Below are 18,109 nucleotides of genomic sequence, written 5' to 3'. Positions count from 1 at the left end.
TTGACCCACAAAGGGAGTGGGGTGCGCACTGGCGGGGGAGGGCTCGGAGGCGGGCTTGCGGGCGCCGGCCATGTCGACCCGCGCCGCGGAAGCCGGCCACACCAGCGACCGCTTGCCAGCAAGGGCGGCTTTCCCGGACTGCCTGGCCCCGTCAGCGGCATCGACGGCGGCAAGAATGGCGTGCGCAAGATTTCCGTCGCACTCACCGGCGGCGCACGTGCCGAAGTGGAAGCCGATGGGCTTGCCGTTTCCGGCGGCTGGAACCCGGCGGTCGGGCTCACCTCCTATCATCGCGGCCGACCGAAATGGCGCGACGACATCGCCGCCTTCGTGCCCGACGGCGCGCCGCCCGGCATGGTTGCCGCGGGTGCCGCCAACGGCGCCTTCGGACTTGGCGCCTGCCTGCGCGAAGGATTTGCGGCGGGCGCGGCGGCGGCACGTGATGCCGGACACGGCAATGGTTCAGGCTCCGCGCCGGTGGCCGACGACCAAGCCTTTTCGCTCACGCCGCTGTGGCATGTCGCGGGCAAGGGCAAAGCCTTTGTCGACCAGCAGCATGATGTCACCGCATCGGATATCGAGCTGGCGCAGCGCGAAGGTTTTGAATCGGTCGAGCACCTGAAGCGCTACACCACGCTCGGCATGGCGACCGACCAGGGCAAGACCTCGAACGTCGCCGGCCTTGCCATCATGGCAGCGGTCACGGGCAAATCCATTCCCGAGACCGGCACGACGATCTACCGGCCGCCCTATGTGCCGGTCGCCATAGGCGCCTTCGCCGGCCATCATCGCGACGAGACTTTTCACGCGACGCGGCTGACGCCGTCGCATCACTGGGCCGCCGAACAGGGCGCGATCTTCGTCGACACCGGTCTGTGGAAGCGCGCGCAATGGTATCCGCGCGCTGGCGAGAAGGACTGGCTGGAATCGGTGACCCGCGAGGTCAAGGCAGTGCGCTCCGGCGTTGGCTTCTGCGATGTCTCGACGCTTGGCAAGATCGACGTGCATGGCGCCGACGCCGGCGCCTTCCTCGACCGCGTCTACATCAACACCTTCTCCAATCTTGCGGTGGGAAAAGCGCGCTACGGACTGATGCTGCGCGAGGACGGCATCGTCTACGATGACGGCACCACGTCGCGTCTGGCCGAGGACCACTATTTCCTGACCACCACCACGGCCAAGGCCGGACTGGTGATGCAGCATCTGGAATTCTGCCGGCAGGTGCTGTTTCCGGAACTCGATGTCCAGCTGACTTCGGTCTCCGACCAGTGGGCGCAATTTTCGATCGCCGGGCCCAAAACCCGCGACCTGTTGAAAGAGATCGTCGATCCTGCGGAAGACCTTTCCAACGAAGGCTTCCCCTTCATGGGCGCACGCGAAGTCGCGTTGCGCGGCGACGTCAGGGCGCGGCTGTTCCGCATCTCCTTCTCCGGCGAAATGGCGTTCGAGATTTCGGTGCCGGCGCGCTACGGCGAGGCGATGGCCCGCAATCTGATGATCGCGGGCCAGCCGTTCGGCGTGACGCCTTACGGCACCGAGGCGCTCGGCGTCATGCGCATCGAAAAAGGTCATGTCGCGGGACCGGAGCTCAGCGGCACGACCACCGCGGCCGATCTCGGCCTGGGCAAGATGATGTCGACCAAGAAGGATTTCATCGGCCGCGTCATGGCCGGCCGCGAGGCGCTGGTTGCGGCGGATCGGCAGGTCGTCGTCGGCATCAAGCCGACCGACAAGACGCGACGGCTACGCTCCGGCGCGCACATCATTCCGAAGGGGCAGACACCCGGGCCTGATAATGACCAGGGCTACATCACCTCGGTCTGCTATTCGCCGACGGCAGACCAATGGATCGGGCTTGCGCTTGTCGAGCGCGGTCGCGAGCGCATCGGCGAGATCGTGCATGCGCACGATCCGCTGCGCGGCGAAGACTATGACGTCGAGATTTGCAATCCCGTGTTCTACGATCCGGATGGAGGGCGCCAGCGTGGCTGAGTTTTCCTGGGAAATCCGCAGCCCGCTCCATCGCGCGCTGGTTTCGGGACCGTATGGCGCGCATGGCGAGGCCGGCGTCACCCTGACCGAAATTCGCAATTTCGATCTTGTCCAGGTGATGGCGCGACGCGGCAAGGCGGCCGAGATGGCGAGCGCCGCTAACGCGCATTTCGGCGTAGCGGTTCCGGAAACACCGAAGACGGCTGGAGCAGCCGAAGCCACGCTCATCTGGTCGGGACCGGATCAGTTCTTCGTGCTGTCGAAAGGCGGCAGACATCAGGTGGGGTCGCTGGCTCCAGGTTTCGCGGCCTCGGCTTCGCTGTCGGACCAGTCGCATGCGCGGGTGTTGATCCGCATTTCCGGCGACAAGGCACGCGCCCTGCTCGCCAAACTGTCGTCGATCGATCTATATCCAGCGGCGTTCCCGGTCGGAACCGCGGCAGCCACCTCGATGGACCACACCAGCGTCACGCTGTGGCGCGGCAATGATGCGCGGGACGGACAGGCGGTGTTCAACGTCCTGGTGTTCGCGACGTTCGCCGAGAGCTTGTGGCATACTATGCTGGACTCGGGTGCCGAGTATGGTGTCGAGATCGGGCATTCGGAGGACTTGGCGTAGCATGGCGCGTCTGTCCTTCTCCCCTTGCAGGAGAAGGAAGAAGCGCCACCCTCTGCCTTGCCAAACTCCGCTCCGCTGCTATTCTTGCTGCTAAAATAATTTCACGCACAGGCAAACTTGTTTCTCGAACCGCAAGGCTGAGATGAGCCAGTCGCCCTACCCCGCCGTGACAGCCGGACCGCCCAGGCCAAGCCTCATCCTGAGGCCGGGCCAGATCGCGCTGCCGGCCGGCATGGAGCGCTATATCGTACAGGGCAATGGCGCGGTGCTGATCGAGGTCGAGGCCGGCGATACGATCACGGTACGCAATGTCGAGGGCGGCCAGGCCTGCGAGTTGCTGGCCTGGGACAAGTCGGGCGTCACCGACCCCGGCATTCTCGGTGACAAATCCAATAGTAGTGCCGCCGGCATCAAGGCACTGCTCACCGAAGACGACGACAGTCTTTCGGCTGTGCGCCGCGGCCTCGAACGCCGTCAGGTTCAGCTCGACAAGGCCAAGGCTGTGCGCGTATTTGGCGGCACCACTCCGGCCGGTGCCGAGCAGGCATTCGCGATAGCGCGCGATGGTGCGATGCTGATTGCCGCGCCCGGCGGGCCGATGCTGGTCGACGGCCATGACACGGCGACGCCACTCAGCGTCATCGTGCGGCGCAACACAATCCGCCTGAAAACAGAATCCCGGCTTGCCGATCCACTGGCCGATCCGGTGCTCGATCTGCGCGTCCATTCGGCGACGGCGGAGTCCTATTTCGTCAAGGCGGGCGACTATCTGCAGATCATCGATGTCGATGGGCGCCAGTGCACCGACTTCCAGTGTTTTTCGGCGCGCAAGCTGGACAAGGGGCTCGACCATCCGCTCGACGTCACGACGACGCGCACGCTGATGGGCGCGAGCTATCCGATGCCCGGCCTGCATTCGAAATACTACGACCAGGACATGGAGCCGCTGGTCGAGGTGGTGCAGGACACGTGCGGCCGGCACGACGCCTTCGCGCTCGCCTGTGCGGCGAAATATTACGACGACATCGGCTATCCCGGCCACACCAACTGCTCGGAGAATTTCAACCGCGCGCTCACCGGCAAGGGCGTCAATCCCCGCGCCGGCTGGATGGCGATCAACTTCTTCTTCAACACGGCGATCGACGCCCATGGCGTCATGGTGTCGGACGAGCCATGGTCGCGAGCCGGCGACTATGTTCTGCTCAAGGCGCTCACCGACATCGTCTGCGTCTCCTCCGCCTGTCCTGACGACACGACGCCGGCCAATGGCTGGGACCTGACCGATATCCATGTGCGGACCTATTCCGGCCAGCATAAATTCTCGCGAGCGATCGCCAGACGCATGACGCCCGATTCGGAACCCAAAATGACCCGCGAGACAGCTTTTCATTCGAGCTTTGCCAAACACACGCGCGACTTCGTCGAGTACAGGGGCTATTGGCTGGCCAACTCGTTCGCCAAAGAAGGGCCTATCGCCGAATACTGGGCCTGCCGGCAGGATGCGGTGATCATGGACCTGTCGCCGCTTCGCAAATTCGAGGTCACCGGTCCGGATGCCGAAGCGCTGCTGCAATATACGCTGACGCGTGACGTCAAGAAGCTCGGCGTCGGCCAAGTCGTCTACTCCGCCATGTGCTACGAGCATGGCGGCATGATCGACGACGGCACGCTGCTCAGGCTCGGCAAGGACAATTTCCGCTGGATCGGCGGCGACGATCTCTCCGGCGAATGGCTACGCGAGACGGCGACAAAGCTCGGCCTCAACGTGTTGGTGCGCTCGTCCACCGACCAGATGCACAACATCGCCGTGCAAGGGCCAAAGAGCCGCGACATCCTGAGAGAGGTCATCTGGACCTCCCCGCTGCAGCCCTCGATCGAGGAACTCGAATGGTTCCGCTTTGCCGTGGCGCGCATCGGCGGTGGCAACGGCATTCCCATCGTGGTTTCACGCACCGGCTATACCGGCGAACTCGGCTACGAGATCTGGTGCCATCCGCGCGACGCCGAAAAGGCGTTCGACGCCATCTGGGAAGCCGGCCAGCCGCATGGGCTGAAGCCGATGGGACTGCAGGCGCTCGACATGGTGCGCATCGAGGCCGGGCTCATCTTCGCCGGTTACGAGTTTTCCGACCAGACCGATCCGTTCGAGGCGGGCATCGGCTTTACCGTGCCGCTGAAGACCAAGACCGACGATTTCATCGGCCGCGAGGCGCTGATCCGGCGCAAGGACCATCCTCAGACGAAGCTGGTCGGCCTCGACATAGACAGCAATGTCGCCGTCGGCCATGGCGACTGCGTCCATATCGGCCGCGCCCAGATCGGCGTCGTCACGTCGGGCATGCGCTCGCCGATGCTGAACAAAAACATCGCGCTGGCGCGGCTCGACATCACCCACGCCGCCATCGGCACGGAGGTCGAGATCGGCAAGCTCGATGGTCATGCCAAGCGGCTGCCGGCCCGGGTCGTCGCCTTTGCCCACTACGATCCGCAAAAGACCAAACCACGTTCGTAGGGCGGCAACCCTTGCCTTCTCCCCTTGTGGGAGAAGGTGGATCGGCGCGCTGCGCCGAGACGGATGAGGGGTGTTCCAGGAAACACCAACGCCTCACTTCGCTGGAACACCCCTCATCCGTCGCCTTCGGCGACACCTTCTCCCACAGGGGGAGAAGGGAAGAGCATGTTTCGCAAGCGTGATGTGCATGGTTTCACAAATCGCTTGACGTGAAAGCGCGCCGGATCAATCTTCACTGTTAAGAAAAAAATACGACTGAGTGGAAACACCGCGGCCGGAACGATCATTTGCCGGGGAGCAAGCTTCGCGTAGCCGAGGCATCGCTGGCGGGGAACATCGAAAAAGGGGAACTCATCGACATGAGCACGATAAGTACGGTCCTGGACCAGCCTGCCGAAAGCAAGCTGCTCAGGCATATCGACTGGCGCGGCGCCTTCTGGGTGGCGAGCGGCGTTCCGGCGCTGGTGCTGTTCTCGATCGGCGGCATTGCCGGCACGACGGGAAAGCTGGCTTTCCTGATCTGGACGGTGTCCATGATCATGGGCTTCCTGCAGTCCTTCACCTATGCCGAGATCGCCGGCCTGTTCCCGAACAAATCCGGCGGCGCCTCGATCTATGGCGCCACCGCCTGGCTGCGCTATTCCAAGTTCATCGCGCCCTTGTCGGTGTGGTGCAACTGGTTCGCCTGGTCGCCGGTGCTGTCGCTCGGCTGCTCGATCGCCGCCGCCTATATCCTCAACGCGCTGGCGCCGGTGCCGCTGTTCACCGAAACTTCGCCCGATGTCGTCGCCTACATCGCCGCGCATACCGGAACGGTTCCCGCCGACGCCATCACCGCGGTGACGGCCGCCGCGACACCAGCGATCCGTAACTGGACGCTGTGGAGCCATACGCTCGGACCGGTCTCGTTCACGCTCAACGCCACCTTCTTCATTGGCGCGGTGCTGATGCTGATCATCTTCTCGATCCAGCATCGCGGCATCCTGGGCACCGCCAGCGTGCAGAAATATATCGGCATGCTGGTCATCATCCCGATGCTGATCGTCGGCGTGGTGCCGATCTTCACCGGCCAGATCGACTGGTCGAACTTTTCGCCGCTGGTGCCGCTGGCCGCCGCCTACGCACCCGAACCCGGCTCCTGGAACATCGCCGGCTGGACATTGGCGCTCGGCGGCATGTTCATCGCCGCGTGGTCGACCTATGGCTTCGAAACGGCCGTCTGCTACACGTCGGAGTTCAAGAACCCCGGCACCGATACGTTCAAGGCCATCTTCTATTCCGGCCTGCTCTGCATGCTTTTGTTCATCCTGGTGCCCTTCACCTTCCAGGGCGTGCTGGGCCTGAACGGCATGCTGGCAACGCCGATCGTCGACGGCTCCGGCGTGGCGGATGCACTGGCCGGCATGGTCGGCGGCGGCAGGCTGATCCATAGCCTCCTGGTGATGCTGATGATCCTGGCGCTGGTGCTGTGCATCATGACGGCGATGGCCGGCTCCTCGCGCACGCTCTACCAAGGCTCGGTCGACGGCTGGCTGCCGCGTTATCTCAGTCACGTCAACGAGCACGGTGCGCCGACGCGGGCCATGTGGACCGACCTCTGCTTCAACCTGATCGTGCTGGCGATCGCCTCGGCCGACGCGACGAGCTTCTTCTTTATCCTCGCCGTGTCGAACTGCGGCTACATCATCTTCAACTTCCTCAACCTCAATGCCGGCTGGATCCACCGCATCGACAACGGCCATATCGCACGGCCATGGAAAGCGCCTAGCTGGCTCTTGGGGATTGGGGCGATCTTCGCCTATGTCAACGCCATCTTCATGGGCGCAGGCGCCAAGGTTTGGAACCCGATGGCTCTGTGGGCCGGCTTGATCACCGCCGCGCTGATCATCCCGGTGTTCTGCTTCCGCCACTACATCCAGGACAAGGGCAAATTCCCCGACCACATGCTGGCCGATCTCGGCATGAGCTCGGCCGATCTAAAGGTCAGGAAGGCGGGTATGCTGCCCTATCTGACGCTGGTCGCCGGCGTGGCGGTCATGCTCATCGCCAATTGGGTATTCGTCATCTGATGGTCTGACCGCCAAGCGGCCCAAGCCACTGTTGCATTAAGGGAAAACCGGCCAGTCGCAAATTCGACCGGCCGGTTTTGTCTTATTCCGCCGCCAACGCCAGTTGCGGCCGTTCGACGCCTTCGATCTCTGCTGTCGCCTGCTCGTCGGTCCTGGCTTTCTTGGGCTCCCGTCCGAAGAAGAGCGCATACCCCGCCGGCAGCACAAGGATGGTCAGCACAGTGGCGACGAGAATGCCGCCCATCATGGCGTAGGCGAGCGGGCCCCAGAACACGGCGCGCGAGATCGGAATCAGTGCCAGCACAGCCGTCATCGCCGTCAGCACGATCGGCCTGAAGCGGCGCACCGCCGAGCCGATGATCGCTTCGGAACGGTCCATGCCCCTGGCGATGTCCTGGTCGATCTGGTCGACCAGGATGATGGAGTTGCGCATGATGATGCCGAGCAGTGCGATGACGCCGAGGATGGCGACGAAGCCGAACGGCGCACCGCTGATCAGCAGAGCGGCGGCGGCACCGATGATACCGAGCGGGCCAGTCGCCAGCACCAGCATCGCCTTGCCGAAGTTCTGCAGCTGGATCATCAGGAGCACGACGATGACGGCCAGCATGATCGGCGCCTTGGCGGCGATGGAAGCCTGGCTTTCGGCCGAATCCTCGGCCCCGCCCTGGATCTCGATCTTGTAGCCGGGCGCCAGGCCGTTACGCAGACCCTGCAAGTCCTTGTACATCTTGGTGACGACGTCGTTGGACTGCACGCCGTCGGGCAATGTGGCGCGCACGCTGATCGTCGGAAGGCGGTCGCGGCGCCACTCTATGCCTTGCTCCAGCACAGGCACCACCTTGGCGACCTGCGACAGCGGCACGAAGCCGCCGAAATCGGTCGGGATATAGACCGAGTCGACCGAGGACAGCAGGCTGCGGCTGGCATCCGGCTCGCGGGCGACGATGGATACCGTCTCCTCGCCGTCGCGGAAATCGTCGAGCGGCGCGCCGGACATCGCGGCCTGCAGCATCTGGCGGATGCGCTGCGAGGTGACGCCGAGCGCACGGGCGCGATCCTGGTCGATGACCAGTTTCATCGCCGGAACGGGCTCCAGCCAGTCGTCATGGACGGCGCCGAGCAGCGGATCCTGCCGGAACTTCGCCTTCACCTGGTCGGCGATGCGGCGCACCTCCTGGCGGTCCGGACCCATGACACGCATCTGCACCGGCCAGCCGGTTGGCGGTCCGAGGAACAGGCGATCGACCTTGGCACGAATCGATGGGAAATCCTGCGCCAGAACCGTGCGCAGCTTGACGATCAGCCGCTCGCGCGCCGGCTCGTCATTGGCCATGACAAGCAACTGGGCGAAGTTCGGGTTGCGCAGTTGCTGGTCGAGCGGCAGGAAGAAGCGTGGGGCGCCCTCGCCGATATAGGTGGCGATGAAACGCTTGTCCTTGTCGTCCATCATCTTGGCTTCCAGGGCCTTGGCCTGCGTCTCGACCTCCTTGATGCTGGTGCCTTCCGGCAGCCAGAGATCGACGAGGATTTCCGGCCGCGACGATTGCGGGAAGAAATTCTGCGGGATGAACTGGAACGCCCAAAGGCTGGTGCCGAAAGTCACCAGCGTCATCACCAGGACGAAGATGCGATGGCGCACGGCCCAGCCGACCGTGGCACGCAGCCGACGATAGAAGCTCGTGTCGAAGGCGTCGTGATGGCTGCCGGCATGCTTGCGCTGCTTGAGGATCATGTGGCCGAGCCAGGGCGTGAAATAGACCGCCACGAACCACGACACGATCAGCGCGATGCCGACGACATAGAACAGGGTGCGCACATATTCGCCAGCCGTCGAAGCGGCAAAGCCGACAGGGATGAAGCCGGCGGTGGTGATCAGCGTGCCGGTCAGCATCGGGAAGGCGGTCGAGGAATAGGCGAAGCTCGCCGCCTCGATCTTGACCAGCCCCTCCTCGAGCTTGCGCTCCATCATCTCGACGACGATCATGGCATCGTCGACGAGCAGGCCGAGCGCGATGATCAGCGCGCCCAGCGAAATGCGCTGCAGGTCGATGCCGATCTCGTACATGATGGCGAAGGTGGCGGCGAGCACCAGCGGTATGGCGATGGCGATCACCAGGCCCGAGCGCCAGCCGATCGACAGGAACGAGACGACAAGCACGATCAGCAGCGCTTCGCCGAGCGCATGCATGAATTCGGCTACCGCGTCCGTGACGACGCCCGGCTGGTCGGAAATCTGGTCGACCGAAACGCCATAGGGCAGCGCTTCCTCGAAGTGCTTGTAGGTCGCCTCGACATCCTTGCCGACGTCGGTGACTTTAAAACCCTTGGCCATGACGACGCCAAGCTGCACGCTGTCGTGACCATTGAAGCGGTATTTGCGCTGGAAGGGGTCTTCCAGCCCCGAAGTGACGGTGGCGATGTCGCCAAGCCGGGTGACCTGACCGCCGGCACGCAGGCGCAGCTCGCGGATGTCGGCGGCCTTGGCGACATCGCCTTCGACCGAAATGCGCACCGAATTGACGCCGGTGTCGACGGAACCAGCAGGGTCGACATTGTTCTGGCCCTTGATCGCGTTCTGCACGTCGGTCAGCGTCAGGCCGCGTTCGGCCAGCGCCTTGGACGAGACATCGATGTAGAGCTTTTCCGGCTGGTCGCCGATGATGACCGCCTTTTCGACGCCAGGCGTCGTCAACAGCATATCACGCGCCTGGATGGCGAACTTCTTCAGCTCGGGATAGGAGAAGCCGTCGCCGCTGATCGAATGCAGCGTGATGAAGGTGTCACCGAATTCGTCGTTGAAATAGGGGCCGAGCAGACCCTGCGGCAGGTCGCCCGATATGTCGCCGACCTTCTTGCGCACCTGATAGAAAGCATCGGTCACTTCGGCGGCGTTGGCGTCACCCTTGATCTGGACGGTGATGATGGCGGTGCCGGCGCGGGTGAAGGAACGCACGAAGTCGAGATGCGGCGTCTCCTGCAGCTTGCGCTCGATCTTGTTGACGACCTGGTCTTCCATCTCCTGGATCGAGGAGCCCGGCCAGATCGCCTGCACGACCATGACGCGGAAGGTGAAGTCGGGATCTTCCTTCTGGCCCATGCGCATCAGGCCGAGCGCGCCGGCGATGATGATCAGCCCGAACAGGAAGCGCGCGATCGAAGGATGGCCGATTGCCCAACGAGAGAGATTGAAGGGCCGCTTTTCTTCAGTGGAGGTCGTCATCGGTGGTGGTCCACTTTGCTTGGTTGCCGGCGCCCTGGTGCTTCGAGGAAGGTGCTACGAAGAAGCGCGGCGCGCGAAACGAAATCATCTGCGTTCGATACTGGTTTCCGGGCGGCGTCGCTCTTCGAGCGGAGAGACACTCATCGCGGTGGGACGCGAGGGTCGATGCGGGGGTACATCGGCCTTGACGTCTCGACCTTTCGGGCACGCCGCCCGGAAACCTGCGGCCGCGGGAACGCGCGGCCGACCTGTCTGTCGTCAGCGCAGCTGGCTGGCGTCCCCGCCCTCGGCCGAGGCGGACTGCTGTGTGATGCCGCCGGCGAGTTTCACCTTCAGGTCCTCGGTCATGAACTGCGTACCGGCGGCGACCACGATATCGCCCGGTTTCAATCCCTCCGCGACACGCACGCCATCGGCGGCGAACTTGGCGACCTTGACCGGACGGGCATGAACCGTGTCGGCGCCGCGATCGACCGTCCAGACGATCGACTGGCTGTCTTTCTCGGCGAGCGCGCTCAGCGGGATGGACACGAGCTGCCTTTCATTAGCCGCCGACGCCTCGATATTGGCGGTCATGCCGAGCAGCACGCGCGGGTCGTTGGGCAGGCTGACGCGGACGGCAAAGGTGCGCGACTGCGGATCGGCGCTGCCGGCGACCTCGCGAACCTTGCCGTCGAGCGCCAGAGCGGCATCGGACCAGAAGCCCGCCTTGACGTCCTTGCCCGGCTTGAACTGCGCGATCTCCATTTCTGGAACCGCGATCAGCACTTCCTTTTCGCCATCGACCGCGACGGTGACCACCGGCGTGCCCGACCCGACCACCTGGCCGACATCGGCGTTGACCGCCGTGACGATGCCGTCCCTATCGGCCTTGAGGTCGGTATAGCCGACCTGGTTCCTGGCCTGGGCAAGCGTCGAGCGGGCAGAGTCGCGCGTGGCGACGGCCTGGTCATAGGTCAGCGTTGCCTGTTCGAGCTGCGATTTCGGCGCGAAGTTCTTGGCGAAAAGCTGCTCGGCGCGCTTGCGAGCGAGTTCGACGGTCTCGACCTGCCGTTCGGAGGCATCCAGCGCGGCCTGCGCGCTCTTGACCGACAGGTCATAGTCGGAGGGATCGATGCGGGCCAGCACATCGCCAGGCGCCACGCGCTGGCCGATGTCGACGAGACGCTCGGTGATCTTGCCGTTGACCCGGAAACCCAGTGTGCTCTCGGTGCGGGCGCGCACCGATCCGGAATAGGATAGCGTGCGGGTGTCACGGGCCTGGGCGATCTCGACGACCTTGACCGGGCGAATGATGTCCTTCACCTCCGCTTTTTCCTGCGAGCAGCCGGCGAGCCCAAGCGATGCGACGATCAGGCCGGCAGCTGGCAACTTGCGAAGGATGGAACTGGGCAAAAACATCTTGATACTCCCGACTGGAGACGGACTGTCGACACCGGCACCGGCTGGCGGCGGCTATTTCAAGGCTCTGATTGCGTAATCGATGAGTTCGTCGGGCATCGCCCGATTGGTCTTGGCGAGGCACTGCGCCACCATCTGCGGATGGCACAGGATGACGGTGGCGGCACCGAAACAGCGCGACGCGGTCACCGGGTCCTGTTTCCTGAACTCGCCGGCCTCGATGCCCTCGCGGATCACCTCGGCGAAGAGATCGTGGATGCTGTCGACATGCTTGTCGATGACGCCCCAGTCGCGCTCGAGGGCGACGATGACCATCTCGTGGACCTTCTGGTCGTCGAGCATGACCTCCATCGTCATCTTGTACTGCGCATGCACGTAACGCCGCAGCCGCTCCTCGGCGCTGACCGGCAGGTGCATGATCTCGTAGGCCATGTTGTAGCTGGCGCCGAGCATCCGGCCACAGACGGCCTGGTGGATTTCGACTTTGGAGGCAAAGAAACGGTAGATGTTGGCCGGCGACATGCCGAGTTCGCGGGCAATGTCGGCGACATTGGTCTTGCCGTAGCCATAGTGGCGGAACAGGCGCTCGGCGCAATCGAGAATGCGCGTCACATTTTCCTGTCGGGCGACGTCGGCGACGATGTTGGCGGCTTCGGACATAGCTCTCTGTCAAATAACGAGTGACGAATTTCGATTTTCATCACTCGTAAATCGAAAAGAGCACTGTGTCAACGAGGATTCGATGTACGCGTACGATAGGTGACAGATGGTGACATCCCATAGACGTCACAAGGCGCCCTCAGGATGCGGGCCACCGAAAATAATTCTCTCGAAAAGGCGCGGGAAGGCTTCAGGCGACCTTGGCCATTTCCCGCAGCCGGAATTTCTGGATCTTGCCGGTCGAGGTCTTCGGTATCTCGGCGAAGATCACCGCTTTCGGCACCTTGAAGCGGGCAAGCAGCGTCCGGCAGTGCTCGATGATCTCTGCCTCGCTCGCCACCTTACCCGGTTTCAGCTCGACATAGGCGACAGGCACCTCGCCCCATTTGTCGTCATGGCGCGCCACGACGCCGCAGGAGGCGACGGCGGGATGCTTGTAGAGCGCGTCCTCGACCTCGATCGAGGAAATGTTCTCGCCACCGGAGATGATGATGTCCTTGGAGCGGTCCTTGAGCTGGATATAGCCGTCGGGGTGCATGACGCCGAGATCACCGGAGTGGAACCAGCCGCCGGCGAAAGCCTCGTCGGTCGCCTTGCGGTTCTTCAGATAGCCCTTCATGACGATGTTGCCCCGGAACATGACCTCGCCGATGGTCTCGCCGTCGGCGGGCGTCTCGGCCATGGTCTCGGGGTCCATCACCGTCAGGCCTTCGAGCGCGGCGTAGCGCACGCCCTGCCGTGCCTTCTTGCCCGCCCTCGCCCCTTTGTCGAGCGCGTCCCAGCCATTATGCCATTCGTTGACGACAGCCGGGCCGTAGGTTTCGGTCAGGCCGTAGAGATGGGTGACGGCGAAGCCGGCATCGGCCATCCCCGAAAGCACCGCCTCCGGCGGAGGGGCGGCCGCCGTGTTGAAGGTGACTGTCTGCGCAAATGCGCGCTTGTCCTCCTCCCGGGCATTGATCAGCACCGACATGACGACCGGCGCCCCACACAGATGCGTGACGCCATGATCGGCGATGGCGTCATAGATCGGCTTCGGCCGCACCCAACGCAGGCAGATATGCGTGCCAGCCTGGACCGCGAGCGTCCAGGGAAAACACCAGCCATTGCAATGGAACATCGGCAGCGTCCAGAGATAGACCGCATGCTTGGCCATGCCGGCATGGATGGTGTTGGTGTAGGCCATCAGCGCCGCACCCCGGTGGTGATAGACGACGCCCTTGGGATTGCCTGTCGTGCCCGACGTGTAGTTGAGCGAGATGGCGTCCCATTCGTCGTCGGGCATCGACCAGGCGAACTCCTCGTCGCCATTGGCGACAAAGGCCTCATAGTCCACCGTGCCGACCCGCTCGCCTTTCGGATAGGGCGCGTCAGCGGCGTAATCGGGATCGTCGTAATCGATGACCAGCGGCCTGACCTTGGCCAGATCGAGCGCTTCTCGCACGACTCCGGAGAACTCGCGATCGACGATCAGCACCTTGGTCTCGGCATGATCGAGCTGGAAGGCGATGACCGCGGCGTCGAGGCGCGTGTTGAGCGAGTGCAGCACCGCCTTGGTCATCGGCACACCGAAATGCGCCTCCAGCATCGGCGGCGTGTTCGACAGCATGACCGTCACCGTATCGCCCTTGCCGATGCCGTGCTTGTGCAGCGCCGAAGCGAGTTTCAGCGAGCGGCGCCAGAAATCGCGGTAGCTGATGCGCTGGCCGCCATGGATGATGGCGATGTGGTCGGGATAAGTCTTTGCAGCGCGCTCCAGATAGGTGAGCGGCGTCAGCGGCTGATGGTTGGCGGCGTTCCTGTCGAGATCCTGTTCGTAGGGACTGGCCATCCCGTTCTCCCCAAAGTCTTTTCGAGCTTTCTAACCTTAGGCTCGTCGGCACGCTATCCCCCAGAAGGGCTGAGAATGCTATACTGCGCCGACTTGCTGGAACGGTGATCTCGATTGCGCCGCGCCGGCAGAAGATCCCTTCCTGCTCATCCAAATTTGACTTTTGTCGAGAGCCGTGACTAATGTCAGCCAAGGAGGCGGCATGGCGATCCGACCGGCAGAACAGCTCATCCACAAGGCGGCCTGGCTTTACTATGCCCATGGGCTTCGCCAGGACGAAGTGGCCAATCAGCTCAACATTTCGCGCGCTTCCGTCGCCATGTATCTGCGCAAGGCGCGCGAGACAGGCATCGTCAACATCTCGACCTCGACGCAGCTCTTCACCGACGACATCATGGCGCGCAGGCTGGAAGATGCCATGAAGCTCGACGCCGTCTGGATCGCGCCGGAAAACGCCTACCTCGCCGATCCCTCGACCGATATCGCGGTGCTGGCGGCAAGCGTCTTCCTGGAACTCGTCAGGAAGGGCGACCGCATCGGCGTCGCCTGGGGCCGCACCGTCTACACCATCGCCGACATCATGTCCTATGCCGACCTGCAGGACGTCACCGTGGTGCAGCTCTGCGGTAATCTCGGCGCGCCCTATTCCTACCGGCCCGACCAGTGCACCATGGAAATCGCGCGGCGGCTCAATGCCAAGGGCCTCAATTTCTACGCGCCTCTGGTGCTGTCGACCGAGGAACTGGCGCAAGGCCTGCGCGCCGAGCCGGTGATCCGTGACCAGCTTGCCGGGATCAGCGACTGCGATCTTGCGCTCTACTCCATCGGCGCTGTCGATGCCGACAGCCACCTGGTGAAGTGTGGTGCGCTGACGGCAGCCGAAATGGCGGCACTGCGCAAGGAAGGTGCCGCCGGTGTCATTGCCGGGCAGATCATCGATGCCGGTGGCGAGTTGCTCGACTGCAGCTACAACCGGCGGGTCATCTCGGCGGGGCTTGCTTCACTGCGCGTCATCGGGAAGCGGCTGATGGTCGTGCAGGAAGACAGCAAGTTCGAGCCGCTGCTCGCGGCCATCGCCGGCGGCCTCTGCACGCATCTGGTGGTCGGCGCGCATATGGCGCAGCGGCTGCTCGATCATGCCGGAGCGTCAGCAGAAAAGGCATCCTAAAAACCAACCCTTTGCCGACGCATTGTCATCAAGGTGTCGCGGCATTCCTGTTTCACCATCAAAAACAGCAACTGGACGAAGCGAACATGAAGAACCTGTGGAACGACGACGCGGCTGAAAAACTCGTTGCCGACTATGCGAAGAAGGGCGTCGGCCGCGACCTGGCCTTGCGTGTCTACACGACGCGGCTTCTGGGCGGCGTGCCACAGCTGGTCCTGCATGGCGGCGGCAACACCTCCTGCAAGATCAAGGCGACCGACCTCGTCGGCGACGAATGGGACGTGCTGTGCGTCAAGGGCAGCGGCTGGGACATGGCCGTCATCGAGCCGCAGGGCCTGCCCGCCGTCAAGATGGGCGCCCTGCTCAAGGCGCGCAAGCTGGACAGGCTTTCCGACGAGGACATGGTCGCCCTGCAGCGGGCAAACCTGATCGACCCCGCCTCGCCCAACCCATCGGTCGAGACCCTGCTGCATGCCTTCCTGCCGCACAAATTCGTCGACCACACCCATTCGACCGCCATCCTGGCCATTGTCGATCAGGAAGACAGCAAACCGCTGGTGGCAAAGGTGTTCGGAGCAAAGATGGGCTACGTGCCCTACATCATGCCAGGCTTCGACCTCGCCAAGGCGGCGGCCGATGTCTTCGACGCCGACCCTGCGGTAGAAGGCCTGATCCTCGACAAGCATGGCATCTTCACTTTCGGCGACGACGCCAGGCAGGCCTATGACCGGATGATCCACTATGTGAACGTCGCCGAGGACTATGTGGCCAAGCACGTCAAGCCCAAGGCTGCGAAGGCGGCATTGCCGGCAAGGCTGGCGACGCCGGCTTCCATCGCGCCCATGCTGCGCGGCGCTGTCGCGGCGCCACGCGGCGAAGGCCGCTTCGACCGCATGATCAGCGATTTCCGTACCTCGGACGCGATCGTCGATTTCATCAATTCGGCAGAGATCGCCGACTATGCACAACGTGGCGTGTCGACGCCGGATCTGTCGATCCGCATCAAGACCGGACCGATGGCGGTGCCGGCGCCCGACGCCGACAAGGTCGGTGACTACAAGGCGGTGATCAAGAGCCATGTCGATGCCTTCGCCAAGGATTATCGTGCCTATTTCGAGACCAATGACGCGCTCGACGACGTCAAGCGCACCATGCTCGATCCCATGCCGCGGCTGACGCTGGTGCCGGGGCTCGGCATGTTCGGCCATGGCCGCACATTGAAGGACGCCAAGATCGCATCGGACGTCGGCGAGATGTGGATCGAGGCCGTGCGCGGCGCCGAGGCGGTCGGGCGTTTCCACCCATTGTCCAAGGCCGACCTGTTCCCGCTCGAATACTGGTCGCTGGAACAGGCCAAGCTTGCCTCCAACAAGCCGAAGCCGCTGACTGGACAAGTGGTGCTGATCACCGGCGGCGCCGGTGCGATTGGTGCGGCGACCGCAAAACTTTTCGCCGACAATGGCGCTCATGCCGTCGTCGTCGATCTCGACGCCGAAAAGGCCGCTGATGCCGCCAGGAAAGCCGGCAACAATTCGATCGGCGTTGGCGCCGACATCACCGACCCGGCTCAGATGCGCGCCGCCTTCGACAAGGCGATCGCCGTGTTCGGCGGCGTCGACATATTGGTGTCCAACGCGGGCGCCGCATGGGAGGGCCGCATCGGCGAGCTTGACGATGCGCTGCTGCGCAAGAGCTTCGAGCTCAATTTCTTCGCCCACCAGTCGGCGGCGCAGAACGCCGTGCGCATCATGCTCGAACAGGGCACCGGCGGCGCTCTCCTGTTCAACACCTCCAAGCAGGCGGTCAACCCCGGCCCGAAGTTCGGCGCCTATGGCGTGCCGAAAGCGGCGACGCTGTTCCTGTCCAGACAATACGCGCTCGACTACGGCGCCCATGGCATCCGTTCGAACGCCGTCAACGCCGACCGCATCCGCTCGGGTCTTTTGACGGACGCGATGATCGCCAGCCGCTCGGGCGCGCGCGGCGTGTCGGAGAAGGACTACATGTCCGGCAATCTGCTCGGCCAGGAAGTGACGGCGCAGGATGTGGCGCAGGCCTTCCTGCACCATGCCCTGGCGGACCGGACGACCGCCGATGTGACGACGGTCGACGGCGGCAACATTGCCGCGGCGCTGCGGTAGGCAATCTCTGCCATCGTTTAGAGCCAGGCAGAGATCGAGACGAAAGTCCTAACAAATATTGTTAGTTCTTGCGGGGTGCGCTATAATAGTCGGCATGAAAGCCGAACCGATGCGCACCCTCACCATCTCGCTCACCGCGCAGCAGATTGCTCGCCTACAAAGTGCGGTCGAAGGCGGGGCATACGCCTCCAATAGCGAGATTGTCCGCGACGCCTTGCGCCTGTGGGAGCAGCGCGAGGAATTGCGTGCGCTGGAGCTTGAGCACTTGAAACGCGCCTATGCCGATGGCATGGCCAGCGGCAAGCCAGTGGAAGTCGAACCCGCCGAGTTCATTCGAAGCCTGAAGGCAGAACGCCGCGCCCGTGGCTAGAGCGGGATGAAATTTATAAGAGTCGTGGGATTCCCAAATCATCGCCGTTCTGATTCAACATGCATGCTGGGAGGAGGCCAGCATGGATGGCAGGGTATTCGATGGATCTTCGCGAGCGGGTTG

11 protein-coding genes are annotated in these 18,109 nt (G+C 63.5%); 7 read left to right on the top strand and 4 right to left on the bottom strand.

Annotated features, from left to right (window positions below; translation table 11 throughout):
• The 4 genes from O7A61_RS24715 to O7A61_RS24700 all read left to right on the top strand — a co-directional run.
• A partial coding sequence (locus tag O7A61_RS24715) for a glycine cleavage T C-terminal barrel domain-containing protein (protein ID WP_337132058.1) occupies positions 1-1,992 on the top strand: 1,992 nt, incomplete at its 5' end.
• Positions 1,985-2,611, top strand: a complete 627-nt coding sequence (locus O7A61_RS24710) for a sarcosine oxidase subunit gamma (RefSeq protein WP_337132057.1) — start codon at positions 1,985-1,987, stop codon at positions 2,609-2,611. The genes O7A61_RS24715 and O7A61_RS24710, both read left to right, overlap by 8 nt.
• A 142-nt stretch (positions 2,612-2,753) precedes the next feature.
• Entirely contained in the window at positions 2,754-5,123 is a 2,370-nt protein-coding gene (locus O7A61_RS24705) for a DUF1989 domain-containing protein (protein WP_337132056.1), read from the top strand.
• Between the two features lie 359 nt (positions 5,124-5,482).
• A complete protein-coding gene (locus O7A61_RS24700; RefSeq protein WP_337132055.1) occupies positions 5,483-7,192 on the top strand; it encodes an APC family permease in 1,710 nt (569 codons plus the stop codon).
• 82 nt (positions 7,193-7,274) lie between these two features.
• On the opposite strand, the gene O7A61_RS24695 is transcribed toward O7A61_RS24700, so the two are convergent.
• The 4 genes from O7A61_RS24695 to O7A61_RS24680 all read right to left on the bottom strand — a co-directional run bounded on the left by O7A61_RS24695 (position 7,275) and on the right by O7A61_RS24680 (position 14,307).
• A complete protein-coding gene (locus O7A61_RS24695; protein ID WP_337132054.1) occupies positions 7,275-10,415 on the bottom strand; it encodes an efflux RND transporter permease subunit in 3,141 nt (1,046 codons plus the stop codon).
• 258 nt (positions 10,416-10,673) lie between these two features.
• The gene (locus O7A61_RS24690) at positions 10,674-11,816 is read right to left on the bottom strand and encodes an efflux RND transporter periplasmic adaptor subunit (protein ID WP_337132053.1); all 1,143 of its coding nucleotides are present in this window, start codon (positions 11,814-11,816) and stop codon (positions 10,674-10,676) included.
• A 54-nt stretch (positions 11,817-11,870) separates the two neighbouring features.
• Positions 11,871-12,476: a TetR family transcriptional regulator gene (locus tag O7A61_RS24685; protein WP_027142246.1), complete on the bottom strand. Its 606-nt coding sequence runs from the start codon at positions 12,474-12,476 to the stop codon at positions 11,871-11,873.
• 190 nt (positions 12,477-12,666) lie between these two features.
• A complete protein-coding gene (locus O7A61_RS24680; protein WP_337132052.1) occupies positions 12,667-14,307 on the bottom strand; it encodes an acyl-CoA synthetase in 1,641 nt (546 codons plus the stop codon).
• Between the two features lie 202 nt (positions 14,308-14,509).
• Between O7A61_RS24680 and O7A61_RS24675 the strand changes: the two genes are divergently transcribed.
• The 3 genes from O7A61_RS24675 to O7A61_RS24665 all read left to right on the top strand — a co-directional run bounded on the left by O7A61_RS24675 (position 14,510) and on the right by O7A61_RS24665 (position 17,986).
• On the top strand, positions 14,510-15,475 hold the full coding sequence (locus tag O7A61_RS24675) for a sugar-binding transcriptional regulator (RefSeq protein ID WP_337132051.1): 966 nt from the start codon (positions 14,510-14,512) through the stop codon (positions 15,473-15,475).
• Between the two features lie 86 nt (positions 15,476-15,561).
• Complete coding sequence (locus tag O7A61_RS24670; protein ID WP_337132050.1) at positions 15,562-17,616, top strand: bifunctional aldolase/short-chain dehydrogenase; 2,055 nt, start codon at positions 15,562-15,564, stop codon at positions 17,614-17,616.
• A gap of 109 nt (positions 17,617-17,725) precedes the next feature.
• Complete coding sequence (locus tag O7A61_RS24665; protein WP_442921114.1) at positions 17,726-17,986, top strand: ribbon-helix-helix domain-containing protein; 261 nt, start codon at positions 17,726-17,728, stop codon at positions 17,984-17,986.
• The last annotated feature ends 123 nt before the right edge of the window (positions 17,987-18,109 follow it).

It is taken from the genome of Mesorhizobium sp. Cs1321R2N1 (assembly GCF_037179725.1).
Taxonomy (GTDB): Bacteria; Pseudomonadota; Alphaproteobacteria; order Rhizobiales; family Rhizobiaceae; genus Mesorhizobium; species Mesorhizobium salmacidum.
Note: the sequence above shows the minus strand (reverse complement) of the source record. Positions and strands in the feature narration are given on the sequence as shown.

What these genes read in the sequence shown, in the direction of transcription:
- O7A61_RS24695 (WP_337132054.1), bottom strand. Translation starts at nt 10,415, where the DNA reads ATGACGACCTCCACTGAAGAAAAGCGGCCCTTCAATCTCTCTCGTTGG.
- O7A61_RS24685 (WP_027142246.1), bottom strand. Translation starts at nt 12,476, where the DNA reads ATGTCCGAAGCCGCCAACATCGTCGCCGACGTCGCCCGACAGGAAAAT.
- O7A61_RS24675 (WP_337132051.1), top strand. Translation starts at nt 14,510, where the DNA reads ATGGCGATCCGACCGGCAGAACAGCTCATCCACAAGGCGGCCTGGCTT.
- O7A61_RS24690 (WP_337132053.1), bottom strand. Translation starts at nt 11,816, where the DNA reads ATGTTTTTGCCCAGTTCCATCCTTCGCAAGTTGCCAGCTGCCGGCCTG.
- O7A61_RS24705 (WP_337132056.1), top strand. Translation starts at nt 2,754, where the DNA reads ATGAGCCAGTCGCCCTACCCCGCCGTGACAGCCGGACCGCCCAGGCCA.
- O7A61_RS24670 (WP_337132050.1), top strand. Translation starts at nt 15,562, where the DNA reads ATGAAGAACCTGTGGAACGACGACGCGGCTGAAAAACTCGTTGCCGAC.
- O7A61_RS24680 (WP_337132052.1), bottom strand. Translation starts at nt 14,307, where the DNA reads ATGGCCAGTCCCTACGAACAGGATCTCGACAGGAACGCCGCCAACCAT.
- O7A61_RS24665 (WP_442921114.1), top strand. Translation starts at nt 17,726, where the DNA reads ATGCGCACCCTCACCATCTCGCTCACCGCGCAGCAGATTGCTCGCCTA.
- O7A61_RS24700 (WP_337132055.1), top strand. Translation starts at nt 5,483, where the DNA reads ATGAGCACGATAAGTACGGTCCTGGACCAGCCTGCCGAAAGCAAGCTG.